Source organism: Larkinella insperata, assembly GCF_026248825.1.
Lineage (GTDB): Bacteria > Bacteroidota > Bacteroidia > Cytophagales > Spirosomataceae > Larkinella > Larkinella insperata.
Genome location: NZ_CP110973.1, coordinates 4,952,369 through 4,964,597 on the forward strand (window position 1 = coordinate 4,952,369; position 12,229 = coordinate 4,964,597).

At 55.2% G+C, this 12,229-nt stretch carries 13 protein-coding genes; 5 read left to right on the forward strand and 8 right to left on the reverse strand.

The annotated features are described in order from the left end of the window. Positions 1-6 precede the first annotated feature (6 nt). Entirely contained in the window at positions 7-969 is a 963-nt protein-coding gene (locus OQ371_RS20060; RefSeq protein WP_265990110.1) for an electron transfer flavoprotein subunit alpha/FixB family protein, read from the reverse strand. A gap of 125 nt (positions 970-1,094) precedes the next feature. Continuing rightward, positions 1,095-1,832, reverse strand: coding sequence for an electron transfer flavoprotein subunit beta/FixA family protein (locus tag OQ371_RS20065; RefSeq protein ID WP_265990111.1), 738 nt, complete (start codon positions 1,830-1,832; stop codon positions 1,095-1,097). 175 nt (positions 1,833-2,007) lie between these two features. Between OQ371_RS20065 and OQ371_RS20070 the strand changes: the two genes are divergently transcribed. The 3 genes from OQ371_RS20070 to glgP all read left to right on the forward strand — a co-directional run bounded on the left by OQ371_RS20070 (position 2,008) and on the right by glgP (position 5,061). Continuing rightward, entirely contained in the window at positions 2,008-2,337 is a 330-nt protein-coding gene (locus OQ371_RS20070; protein WP_265990112.1) for a tetratricopeptide repeat protein, read from the forward strand. A gap of 67 nt (positions 2,338-2,404) precedes the next feature. Continuing rightward, on the forward strand, positions 2,405-3,250 hold the full coding sequence (locus tag OQ371_RS20075) for a sugar phosphate isomerase/epimerase family protein (protein ID WP_265990113.1): 846 nt from the start codon (positions 2,405-2,407) through the stop codon (positions 3,248-3,250). 152 nt (positions 3,251-3,402) lie between these two features. Further along, a complete protein-coding gene (gene glgP, locus OQ371_RS20080; RefSeq protein WP_265990114.1) occupies positions 3,403-5,061 on the forward strand; it encodes an alpha-glucan family phosphorylase in 1,659 nt (552 codons plus the stop codon). Here glgP and OQ371_RS20085 read toward each other — a convergent pair. From OQ371_RS20085 to OQ371_RS20095, 3 genes are all read right to left on the reverse strand, one after another. Continuing rightward, positions 5,058-5,783: a hypothetical protein gene (locus tag OQ371_RS20085; protein ID WP_265990115.1), complete on the reverse strand. Its 726-nt coding sequence runs from the start codon at positions 5,781-5,783 to the stop codon at positions 5,058-5,060. The genes glgP and OQ371_RS20085 overlap by 4 nt on opposite strands. Positions 5,784-5,812: 29 nt before the next feature. After that, positions 5,813-6,628 carry a purine-nucleoside phosphorylase gene (locus OQ371_RS20090; protein WP_265990116.1) on the reverse strand — a complete coding sequence of 272 codons (816 nt, stop codon included), beginning with the start codon at positions 6,626-6,628 and terminating at the stop codon, positions 5,813-5,815. A 74-nt stretch (positions 6,629-6,702) separates the two neighbouring features. After that, on the reverse strand, positions 6,703-7,956 hold the full coding sequence (locus OQ371_RS20095) for a BaiN/RdsA family NAD(P)/FAD-dependent oxidoreductase (protein ID WP_265990117.1): 1,254 nt from the start codon (positions 7,954-7,956) through the stop codon (positions 6,703-6,705). 107 nt (positions 7,957-8,063) lie between these two features. On the opposite strand from OQ371_RS20095, the gene OQ371_RS20100 reads away from it, so the two are divergent. Together OQ371_RS20100 and OQ371_RS20105 are read left to right on the forward strand one after the other, a co-directional pair. Next, complete coding sequence (locus OQ371_RS20100) at positions 8,064-9,140, forward strand: DNA/RNA non-specific endonuclease (RefSeq protein WP_265990118.1); 1,077 nt, start codon at positions 8,064-8,066, stop codon at positions 9,138-9,140. A 132-nt stretch (positions 9,141-9,272) separates the two neighbouring features. Next, a complete protein-coding gene (locus OQ371_RS20105) occupies positions 9,273-9,767 on the forward strand; it encodes a helix-turn-helix transcriptional regulator (protein ID WP_265990119.1) in 495 nt (164 codons plus the stop codon). A gap of 237 nt (positions 9,768-10,004) precedes the next feature. Here the strand turns inward: OQ371_RS20105 and OQ371_RS20110 are convergent, their stop codons facing one another. The 3 genes from OQ371_RS20110 to OQ371_RS20120 form a co-directional block, all read right to left on the reverse strand. After that, positions 10,005-10,958 (reverse strand): hypothetical protein, encoded by a 954-nt coding sequence (locus OQ371_RS20110; protein ID WP_265990120.1) that lies wholly within the window; start codon positions 10,956-10,958, stop codon positions 10,005-10,007. A 16-nt stretch (positions 10,959-10,974) separates the two neighbouring features. Continuing rightward, positions 10,975-11,511 (reverse strand): outer membrane beta-barrel protein, encoded by a 537-nt coding sequence (locus tag OQ371_RS20115; RefSeq protein WP_265990121.1) that lies wholly within the window; start codon positions 11,509-11,511, stop codon positions 10,975-10,977. Positions 11,512-11,683: 172 nt separating this feature from the next. Continuing rightward, the gene (locus OQ371_RS20120) at positions 11,684-12,229 is read right to left on the reverse strand and encodes a hypothetical protein (protein WP_265990122.1); all 546 of its coding nucleotides are present in this window, start codon (positions 12,227-12,229) and stop codon (positions 11,684-11,686) included.

Genomic DNA, 12,229 nt, shown 5'->3' on the forward strand with positions numbered 1-12,229 from the left:
CTCAAATTACAACTCCTGCACCGCTTTTGTCAGCCGCGGCAGCACCTCGAACAGGTCGCCGACGATGCCGTAATCCGCTGATTTGAAAAACGGTGCTTCGGGGTCTTTGTTGATAACTACAATGACCTTCGATGAGTTCACGCCCGCCAGGTGTTGAATCGCTCCCGAAATACCGCAGGCGATGTACAGGTTGGGACTAATTTTAATCCCCGTCTGACCGACGTGTTCGTGGTGGGGCCGCCAGTCGAGGTCGGATACCGGTTTGGAGCAGGCCGTGGCCGCGTGCAGCGCCTTAGCCAGGTCTTCCACCATGCCCCAGTTTTCCGGTCCTTTGAGTCCCCGGCCTCCGGAAACAACCACGTCTGCTTCGGGCAGCAAGATGTCGCCGGTGGCTTTTTCGGTGTTGGTTACCTTCACGGCAAAATCGGCATCGTTCAAACCGGCGGAAAACGTTTCGACCGGCGCCGTCGCTTCGGTTTCTTCCGGGGTAATGGTGTTTTTCTTGATCGCCAGGATTTTCTTTTCGGCCGTCAGTTCGGTGAAGGCAAACGCCTTGCCGGTGAAAATGCTGCGCTTCACCCGAAAACCGGCGCCCAGCTCCGGCAGTTCGATGACGTTGGCCGCCAGACCGGCTTTCAGTTTTCCGGCCAGCCGCGCGGCCATTGCGTCACCCAGCGACGATTTCGCCAGCACAATCACGTCGGCTCCTTCCTGGTCCACGGCTGCGGCTATCACGCTGGCGTAGGCCATGGCGTTGCCTTCGTTTAGTTTGGCGTCGCTGGCGTGCAGCACGTTGGTGGCGCCAAACCGTCCGGCTTTGGCCAGTTCATCGGTGCTGGCTTCTCCCAGAACGATGGCCGTCGCCGAGGTGCCGGTTTGTTCGGCTACTTTGGAGCCGTAGTATATCGCTTCGAGCGAAGATTTCTTCAACGCTCCTTCATCCAATTCAGCAAAAATCAATACGGACATTTTTAGGACAAATTTAAAGGGGTGGAAAAAAGGGTTGTTTCGCGGAAGTGAGCGCAGAAGGTTTTTTATGGCTTAACGTTCTTTAGCTCCGCTGACTGGCGGTCGGCCCACCGGCAAAACAGACTTTAAATCACTTTTGCTTCCGTGTGCAGCAACTTGATGAGCGTTTCGGCTTCGCTGGCGGGGATCATTTTGCAGGCTCCGCGGGCGGGTGGCAGCTCGTAGCTCGACACCTGCGTGAGCGTGTCGTTGCCCGTGGGTTCGACCACCTTGAGCGGTTTGGTGCGGGCGCTCATGATCCCGCGCATGTTTGGAATTTTCCACTCGGCAATTGGCTCCTGGCAGCCCAGCACCAGCGGCAGACTGGCTTCCAGGTCTTCGTGGCCCCCTTCAATTTCCCGGGTAATCCGGGCGGTGGTGCCTTCCACTGTCAGTTTCATAACCGGCGAGATGGACGGCAGGCCCAGCAATTCGCCCACGATGCCGTGCACCTGACCACCGTTGTAGTCGATGGATTCCCGACCCATCAGAATGAGGTCGTAGTTATTTTCTTTGGCGATGGCGGCAATCTGCTCGGCGACGAAATACGCGTCGCTTGGTTCGGCATTAACCCGGATGGCCTCGTCGGCCCCGACCGCCAGACATTTGCGGATGACGGGTTCGGCGTCGGCCCCGCCCACGTTCAGAACCGTTACGGTACCGCCCAGCTGCTCCTTTAGATCGACCGCCCGCGAGAGCGCGTAGTCGTCGTAGGGCCCGGTGATGAATTGCACCCCGGCTTTATTGAGTTTGGTATTGTTGTCGGTGAGCGTAATTTTGGTGATCGTGTCCGGAACACTGGTGACACACACTAAAATTTTCATATTGTTTATGGTTTAGATATAATATCGGCAAAAATACAAACTTGCCGTTAATAAACGTATGCAAGCATACTACTTTTTGGTAATGGGCAATAAGATATAGGTATACGATGCCGGGCTGCCGCCCTGAACGTTGAAGCACTCCGACCCCAAACCGCACCCCAAAAATCGCAGGCCAATGAACGAAAAACGAATCCAGCAACTCCTTCAGTTTATCGACGAACAACCGGACGATCCCTTCAATACCTACGCGCTGGCGATGGAATACCGGGATGAGCAACCGGCTCAGGCGCTGCAACACCTGGAAAAGCTTCTCCAGCAGCACCCTACGTATTTGCCGAGTTATTACCACGCGGCTGCGCTCTACGCCGAAACGGGCAACCGCGACAAGGCCGCCGGGGTTTACCAGCAGGGCATCGAACTCGCCCGCACCCAAAAAAATGACAAGGCATTGCAGGAGTTAAGCCGGGCGTACCGCATGTTTCAGGACGAGGATGACGACTGGTGAAACTCCACCGCCGGCAGTAGACCGCACTGATTCTTTCCTTATGGTTATAAAAACTTACCCGCTTTATATGAAAAAATACCTCTTGCTGACGGCCTTTGGCTGTTTGGTAGCCCTGACTTCGTTTGGTCAACGGTATAGTAAATCGCTGAAAGATACGCCCGGAATGGTGTCGTACACCATGCGGAACGAATTTGCGAAAGATATTCCCGGCACGCTCGACAAAATCAAGGCGATGGGCATTACCAACATCGAGTTTTCCAGCCTGTTTGGTAAAACGGCTGCCGACATCCGGGCCGAACTCGATAAGCGCGGGATGCGGTGCACCAGCCACGGGGTGAGCTTCGACGACCTGACGAAGAAAATGGACATAGTCGTTCAGAATGCTAAAACGCTGGGAGCCAGCTACGTGCGGCTGGCCTGGATTCCGCACGAGGGGAAATTTACGCTGGAAAACGCCAAAAAAACCGTCAGTGATTTTAACCAGATCGGAAAGCAGTTGAAAGACAAAGGCTTGCAGTTTGTTTATCACAACCACGGTTTCGAGTTTGAACCCTACGGCGACGGCACCTTGTTTGATTACATCGTGCAGCAAACCAACCCGGATGATGTCAATTTCGAAATGGATATTCTCTGGACGTACTTCCCTGGTCAGGACCCCGCCAAACTGCTGGCAAAGTACCCGAAACGCTTCAAGCTGATGCACCTGAAAGACCTGAAAAAAGGCGTACAGGGCAACATGTCGGGGGGCACTCCGCCGGAAAACGACGTGGCGCTGGGAACGGGGCAGATCGACCTGCCGGCGGTGTTGAAAGCCGCCCGCAAAACCGCCATCGAGCATTTTTACATTGAAGACGAAAGTCCGTCGGCGCAGCAGCAGGTGCCGCAAAGCCTGGCGTATCTGAAGAAAATTTAGGTCGGATGGTTAACCCGGCTTAAACAAATGATTGGGGTAATTGGGTTACGTAGGAATAACATCCTTGCTGACCTGATTACCCCAATCGTTTTTTATAGCATCCGGCCTTTCGGTAAATTCCTGAAGGGGCCGCTCAACCTGTTGTTATCCCCATGACAAAATCCCAACTGCCGAAGGCCTACCGCCATCCCTATGAATTGGATCCCCAGTTTAAAAAATCGGTTGCGTACTTCTCGATGGAATTCGCCATCGACCAGGCACTGAAAACCTATTCCGGTGGCCTCGGATTTCTGGCCGGTTCGCACATGCGGAGCGCCTACGAACTGAAACAGAATGTGATCGGTATTGGGGTTTTGTGGAAGTATGGTTATTACGATCAGACGCGCAAAACCGACAACGCGATGGACGTCCAGTTTCGGGAGAAAATCTACAGTTTTCTGGAAGATACCGGCATCACGTTTACCATTGAGGTGCACCACACGCCGGTTTCGGTAAAGGCGTATTTTCTGAATCCGAAGCATTTCAACACCGTTCCGATGTTTTTCCTGACCACCGACATCGACGGCAACGACTGGCTGTCCCGGTCGATTACCATGCGGTTATACGACAGCATTGAGTCGGCCAAAATTGCGCAGTGCATGGTGCTGGGCCTGGGGGGCGCCAAGTTGCTGGACGAACTGGGGTACGAGCCCGACGTCTACCACCTGAACGAAGCCCACGCGGTTTCGGCGGCTTTTCACCTCTACCAGAAATTTGGCAGCGCCGACGAGGTGCGCAAACGGATGGTGTTTACGACGCACACCCCCGAAGACGCGGGCAACGAAAAGCACGACATCAACCAGTTGAATGTCCTGAGTTTTTTCGGCGGAGTGCCGCTGGAAACGGTGCGGGAAATTACCGGCATCCACGACAACGTGTTCAACCACTCACTGGCGGCTTTGCGCCTGAGTCACAAGGCCAACGGCGTTTCTAAGTTGCACGGTGAGGTGTCGCGGCATTTGTGGGGGGGCTACCCGAATATTCCGGAAATTACGCACGTGACCAACGCCCAGAACCAGCGGTACTGGACCGACCCCGAGTTGGATCATGCTTACCGGGCCGGTGATGGAAAAGCCGTGGCAGAACGCAAAAAAACGCTGAAAGCCGGGCTGTTCAAGGTGGTGGCCGATCAGTGCGGCAAGCTGTTTGACCCGAATGTGCTGACGATCATCTGGGCCCGCCGGTTTGCCGGCTACAAGCGCCCCGACCTGCTGGTGCAGGACCATGAACGGTTTGATCAGTTAATGAACCAGACGAAGTACCCGATTCAGTGTATCTGGGCCGGAAAACCGTATCCGAGCGACGAAGGAGCCACGCACATCTTCAACTCGCTGATTTACCGCAGCTACCTGCACCCGAACATGGCCGTGCTGACGGGCTACGAACTAGGGCTGTCGAAACTTCTGAAAGACGGTTCGGATCTGTGGCTGAATACGCCCGTGGTGACGCGGGAAGCTTCCGGTACGAGCGGCATGACGGCGGCCATGAACGCGGGCATCAACTTCTCGACCTACGACGGCTGGATTTGCGAGTTTGCTGAGCACGGTAAAAACGCGTTTATTGTTCCGGTTGCGCCCCCGAATCTGTCGTCCGGCGAGCGCGACGATCAGGACCGGAATCACTTTTTTGACCAGCTCGAACAGGAAATCCTGCCGATGTATTACGACCGGCCCGACGACTGGAACCGGTTGACGTTGCAGAGCATGAAGGATGTCAACGCGTTTTTCGGGTCCAACCGGATGGCTTCGGAATATTACGAAAAGGTGTATTAGGCCAGCGGCAGGGGCGGGGTGTACGAATGGTAAACGTTGGTCAAACCGCCAAGTTTGGCGCGTCCCTGGCGGTCGTAGGGTAACCCGTCAAGACCGAGCATGGCGATGTCTTCCAGCGTCGCCCGCCGTTTGTCGGGTTTCAGTGTTCCGCCGAATTCGCCGGGCTGGGCCGTTGGGTTCCACTGGTACTGCGGATCGACGAGCGTACCGCGCGGGTACATGATGCCCGGCTGCCCTTGCCCGATTAGGTTGAGGTTCAGCGGGTGGCCGTCGGGTGTGCCCGGAACCAGGCCCCAGCCGTGCCCTATCTCGTGGGCTTCGGTGGTTGAGCCGTCGAAGCCCACGTTGTCGAGCCGCAGAAAACCGGTGTTGCTGTTGCGCCCGTCCATGTAGGAAATGCCGCCCAGCGGGTTGTCCGTGGCGGTTTCGATGCGGAAAAAGACCTTTTTGTAATCACGGTTTTGGCTCAGCAGGGGGCGCGGGTCTGCAACGAACCAACCAGAGACGTGAAACTGAATCAGGTAGTCGGTATCATCCAGCGAGAGAAGGATTTCCGGACCGTTCCAGACCCGTTCGATGTTGTGGGCAATCCGGTCGGCCAGTTCTTCGGTAGCTACCGAGCCGTACAGATGGAGTTGCGTAATCACCGTGATGGTGTGTTCGGATTCACTTTTGAAAACATTGTCGTTTTCCAAATGGTCCGGAAAGGGCTGGGCTGGCATGGCGTGTTTTTCGTAATAATAAGCTTTTTTTACCGCCGGGCAACCAACTCCCGGAACAAAGCCGTCAGGGTGGGTTCGGCCCGGGCGGCAGCGGCCAGGATTTTCGGCAGGCTGGCTTTTTCGAGCGTTTCGGGAATGCACAAATCCGTCACCACCGAGCAGGCAAAGACTTCCATACCCATTTGGTGCGCCACGATAACTTCCGGCACCGTCGACATGCCAACCACGTCGGCGCCCCACTGGCGCAGCATCCGGTATTCAGCTTTCGTCTCCAGTTGCGGACCGGTAACGCCCACGTAAACGCCTTTTTTCACCGCAAAGCCCAGTTCTTGGGCGATGGTCTCGGCGGCCTGAATCAGTTCCGGATGATACGGTTCGCTCATATCGGGGAAGCGGTCGCCGAAGGCCGGAACGTGCGGACCCGTCAGCGAATTCTGGGGCAGCAACAGGCTGATGTGGTCTTCAATTACCATCAAATCGCTCACCTGAAAGCCGGGATTCAGGCCACCGGCCGCGTTGGAAATTAGCAGGGTTTCGACGCCCAACGCTTTCATGACCCGAACCGGAAACGTCACCTGCCCCATCGAATAGCCTTCGTAAAAGTGAAACCGTCCCTGCATGACGACCACCGGTTTGCCCGCCAGCGAACCCAGGAGGAGTTTGCCCGTATGCGATTCAACCGTCGACAACGGAAAGTGGGGAATGGTTTCGTACGGTATTTCAACCGCCGTTTTGACTTCTTTGGCCAGTGCGCCAAGGCCCGTTCCGAGAATGATGCCAACGGTGGGCGTGGGTGTGTTGAAAGACCGAATAAACTGGGCGGCTTGTTGAATCTGTTCGAGCATACGTACCGACGGACTAATCCAGATGTTTTTATTAATCTTAAAAGGTAAACAACGCAGCAAGCAAACTGGAACGGCTACGGATTGCCGACACGGCCAATGTTTCGACCCGCCACGAACCCCGTCGTCCAGGCATTCTGGAAGTTAAATCCGCCCGTGATGCCGTCAACATCCAGCACTTCACCCGCAAAAAACAGGCCCGGCTGCGTCAAACTTTCCAGCGTCTCGGGCTTGACAGCCGCCGTGGCCAAACCACCACAGGTAACAAATTCCTCCTTGAACGTGCTTTTTCCGGAAACCGCGTAAGTACTGTTGGTCAGCAGGTTAATCAGGCGGTTTTGGGCTTTGCCCGCCAGTTCCGCCCAGCGGTCGGTGGGGGCAATTCCGGCTTCGGTAGCCAGAGCGGTCCACAGGCGGGCGGGCAAACCGAACAAGGCCTGCGAAGCCACCTGCTTTTTCGGGTGTTGCTGGCGAAACGTCTGCAACTGGTCCCGAATCTGATTTTCATTCAGGGCCGCCAGCCAGTTGATGCGAATTTCGTGACGGTAGTCCAGTTGAGCCAACTCACGGGCTGCCCAGGCCGACAGCCGCAGCACCGCCGGACCGCTGAAACCCCAGTGGGTGATCAGAACCGGGCCGCGCTGCTCCTGCTTCGTTCCGACAATCCGGACGAGGGCGTCGGGAACCGCAACCCCCGCCAGAGCCAGCAGCGGGTTGTCGGGCGTGTTGAACGTGAACAGGGAAGGCACCGGGGCAATAAGCGATGGATTGGGCTCCTGCGGGTTTTCAAGTTCCGGAATCCAGCCGTACGAAGCCGCCTGCGGATACCCGCCAACCGCCACCAGCACCCGGTCGACCAGCAGGGTTTCGTCCGTCAGCAGATCGAGTTGCCACTGCCCCTCCCGCTGCGTCAGCGATTTGACCCCGCAGGAGGTCCGGATGTGAACGCCCAGCCGACGCGCTTCCTGCAACAAACAGGTGACGATGGTTTCGGACGAATCGGTAACCGGAAACATTCGGCCATCGGCTTCGGTTTTTAAACGGACGCCCCGGCTTTCAAACCAGCGGACGGTCGAAGCCGCGTCGAACTGTTTCAGGAGCGGGCGCAGAAACGACTCGCCCCGCGGATAATGCTTGATCAGTTTCCGGTTGTCGAAGCAGTCGTGCGTGACGTTGCAGCGCCCCCCGCCCGAAATCCGGACTTTGTTCAGGACGGTTTTGTTTTTTTCGAGCAGCGTAATGTCGGCGTCCGGAAAGGTTTCGGCGGCCGTGATGGCTCCAAAAAAACCGGCGGCTCCTCCGCCGATGACGATAATTTTCAGTGACGGCATAGGGAGCCGGGTGTTAATGCGTAAAAAACAACGAAATTAATACAGGAATCGGGTGTCGGCAACAAAGAGGTTTTATCATCTGTTGATTGTATTTGTAACTTAGCCCCATGTTTTTTCGTTCGTCTTTTCGTTCCCGGCGCTATTATCGGCGCGGATTTCGGATGCGTAGCAATACGCTGGTTCTGCTGTTTGTTTTTTTTCTGATTGGGTTGTTTCTCCACTACGGCGGTCGGACGGAACCGGTGGTGGCTTTCTGGAATGACATCAAAAGCTTAGTGGGCTTAAAGGCCGACCGGCGCGGGCGGGATATCTCGTCGCAAAACCCGTACAAAGCACCCGAACCCAGCCCGGTGGTGGAATCGGACAATACCGATACGGAGGCTTCGGACGACCGGTCCATGCTGGAAAAATCCCGCTCCGAAACCAAAGCGGCCCGGAAGGCGCCCAGGGCCAGCAGCCGGAAGAAACTGTTTGATTTTGAAAAAGCCGTTGATTTTACCCTGCCGTCGTTTCTGGTAACCGATGACATCATTCGGCATGATGGGTACACCTTGCGGTATCGTGAAGAATTTGAGCAGGCGGACTGGGTGGCCTACCCCTTGCTGGAAGATGAGATCCTGGGCGACGCGGACCGGAAAAACGAGCAGTTTCAGCCCGACCCAATGGTCAAAACCGGCTCGGCGCTGGCTTCGGATTACACCCGATCGGGCTACGACCGGGGGCACCTGGCGCCGGCGGGCGATTTCAAGTTTTCGAAGCAAATGATGCGGCAGACGTTCTACATGAGCAACATCAGCCCCCAGGAGCCGGACTTCAACCGGGGCATCTGGCGGCAACTCGAAGAGCAGGTACGGGTTTGGGCGCTGCGCGACAAAGGGCTTTATGTTGTTACCGGCCCGGTGCTGCGTCCGGGTCTGCCGACGATTGGCAAAAAAAATCAGGTTGCCGTTCCGGAATATTATTACAAAGTGCTGCTCTACTGCAACAACCCGGACATTCGGATGATTGCGTTTCTGCTCAAAAATGAGGGTTCCGAACGGTCGCTGAAGCAATTTGTGGTGTCGGTCGACGAGGTGGAGCGCCGGACGGGAATCGACTTCTTTCCCAAAATTCCTGACCAGCTGGAGCAGCAACTGGAGCGCGCCCGACCCGCTCAGATGATCGCTGACTGGTTCCGTTTGTGATTGCAGTTGAACGTCCTAAATTATCATTTCAACGTATATTTCCTGCACTTTGGACCCTTTACCGTTTCGGTCGCCGGGAAAGTTGAATTACTTAGCGTCATCGTTAGTATTCTACTTTCCTCTGCTACCACCATGTATCCTAAATCGACGACACCATTTCACTCGTTAAAAACCATTCTGAACGTTGCCCTGAACGGCAACAAAGAACACGTTGAAGCCATCTGCCTGCGAATGGGAATCAATCCCCGTGACGTATACGAGCACGTGTGCCAGGCGATGGAATATGGCACCGGACATGTAGAAGCACAACCCGTCGCTGTACAGGCCCGCGCCATTGTGCTGCGCCGGCTCGATAACCAGCAATCGGCCCAGATCGAGGACGTGTCCGACGAATTAGGGTTATCGGTTCGGTCACTTCAGCGCCGGTTGCAGGCGGAGGACGTAACCTTTCGCGAAATTGTGGATTCTGCTCGTCGGGACATTGCCCTGCGGCTGATCCGCACGACGCAGCACAACATCAACGAGATTGCCTTTGTGATGGGCTACGACGAACCGAGTTCGTTCCGCCGGGCCTTTAAAAAATGGACGGGCCACAACCCGAAAGCGTACCAGTTGGCAACGTGTTAGTTGACTGGGCCCGTTCGGTCCTGCTACCATCTCTATCAACGCTATTTCCTGTATTCTCTGTCCCCTGGCTGCCCGAAACGGTAGCCTTTTTTATTGCCTTTCGACGTCCTCCCAAGCCATGATCGTAGCCCACTGCTATGGTAGTTCGGGAGTGGGACCTTGCAGGCTTGGGCGGAAACGGAAACACCGCTGGTTCCGCCAGCGGTGTTTAGCACGCGTACATAGATTGGTAGTTGGTTATTTTTTGGTTTCCAGCTCTTTAGCCCAGGTTTGCGCAAACAGACGGGCGGCCAGAACGGGCTCTTTACCCATGCGGTACAACAGTTTCCAGTTGGCAGACTTGTTGCGGTATTCTGGATTAACAAACTCCATTTTGGAGCCGTTGCGGGTGAGTTGGGCATTGAAATCAACGGAGCCGGTCAGCGCAATAAACTCAGTGAGGTGCTGCTTCAGGACGGCGTTCAGGTTGGAAGCGGCTTTGTAGTCGGCCAGCCGTTTCTGGTAGTCAGCGGCCTGCTGTTTGGATCGGGCCAGGTCCTCTTCCATCTTGCCCTGATCGGCAGCGGCCTGTTGGTTGAGCATTTTGCTGAAGTGAGCCACGTATTGCTTCTTAAACTCCGTCGGGTTGGTTTTCGAGAGGGCCTGCAGCCGTTTCAATTCAGCCAGTTCCTTCGTTCTCGCCGTTTTTTCAGCTCCTTCCGCGTCGGCTGCGTCTTGCTGCGTCATCTCAATCTGGCTTTGAATCATCATGGACAGCGTTGCCGGGGGCATCTGGCTGTAGGTCGACTGGATCATCGCAACTTGCTGGTTATAAGCCGCCTGGGCGTCGTTTAGCGACGTGCTCTGAGCCTGGGTGGCTTCCCGGGTTTGCTCGTCGCTGATGCGGTATTTATCCTTGAGCCAGTTCAGGTAACGGGTCCGGAAGTCGCTTGAACTCGCATACGACCGGATTACCCCTCCGAGGGCGTTTACGGCGGCAGCCCGCGAGCCGTCCGGTATTTTTTTGGCCAGTTGCCGAACTTTGCTGGTGTACGGAAGCGAAAGATGATCGGACGTAATGTTGGCGAAGGCGGCTTCCCGCACCTGTTCGGTGGTCAGCCCCAGGTCCGTTACGATGTCGCCGGGGCGGGCGGCCATCCACCACCCACCGGCAATGGTCAAAAGGGCTATGGCAAGAAAATTCTTTTTCATGGTGAGCTTGGTACAATTAGAATTTAACACTGACGCCCAGGCGCAGGACGGATACTCCGTAGCCTATTTCACCGTAAGCCCCGATTTTTTCCGAAAGCATATACCGCGAGCCCACGTGCAGACCCAGGAAAACGGAATTGCCGTAAGGGCTGTAGTAGTCGCCGGAATTGCCGGCATTATCGCGGTAAGACGACGTGCGGAAACCAAGTGAGAGACCGGCGTAGGGGTTAAATTTACTATCGCTGATGTTTAAGATTTCACCGAAATGGTAAGTGCCGCGGGCCGAGAAATACAGGAAGGTGTGATTCCATTTGTAACCTCCGCTATTGTGACCGTAACGGGCGAAGTCGAAAGAGCCACCGACGGAAATGTTGTCTTTTACGGTGTATTCAAACGATGCGCCGATGGGTATTCCCCGGTACGTGTAGGTTCCTAATCCAATACCGGCATTCAGAAATTTGGTGCCTTTTTCGATGGTTTGCGCTTTGGCGGAAGGCATCATGGCGACGGCAATCAGCCACGCCAGCAGGGTGAGTAAGGTTAACTTTTTCATTTGTTCAGTTCGTTTTTGTTGTTTGGTCGTGAGCCGGTTTTCGTCCGATCTCGAAAGCAAAGGTAGGGCACAATAAAAAGTCGGGAGGTGTCATTTTATGCAGAAAAACCGGCATTTAACGACACGTCCCGACCGTTGGCTCATTCCAGAAATTATTCCTTGTGTGGGCGGCTTACCAGCTTGTGGCTTTAAACGAATTACCGTTGATCATCAGCCACTTGCCGTCTTCGGTAAACCCGTAGGAATACGTTTTCTTCTGCCCCTGAAGCTCTTTTTCCGTGGCTTTCCGGTTGAAATTTCGACCCGATGCGCAGGAATAAAAACCGCGGTAATTGCCGTCGGCGGGCGTAATTGTAAACGTCTTTGCGGCTTCGTTGAAATCCACTTTGCCTTTCAGGTAGGTAAAGGCTTCGGTGCGGCAGCCGTAATCGTTATCCATGATGATGAGAAACATCTCAAAATGTCCGCTGGGTTTAAAGTTGAACGCAACGGACAGCTCCGACGGATTACCCTGGTAACTGCCGTCGTAGCCCCAGTAGTTGGCCATTGCAAAGGTACCGTGGAGCCACTGCCCCGCCATGTCGGTGGGCACGTGGCCGCCCGGCCCGAGTTCCGCATCTTTGTCTTTGGAGCAACTGCTCAGGCTGACTAACAGCAGAATCAATACGGGTTGAAAGAATTTTAACGTTACTTTTTTCATCATTAAGGTTGTATTCAA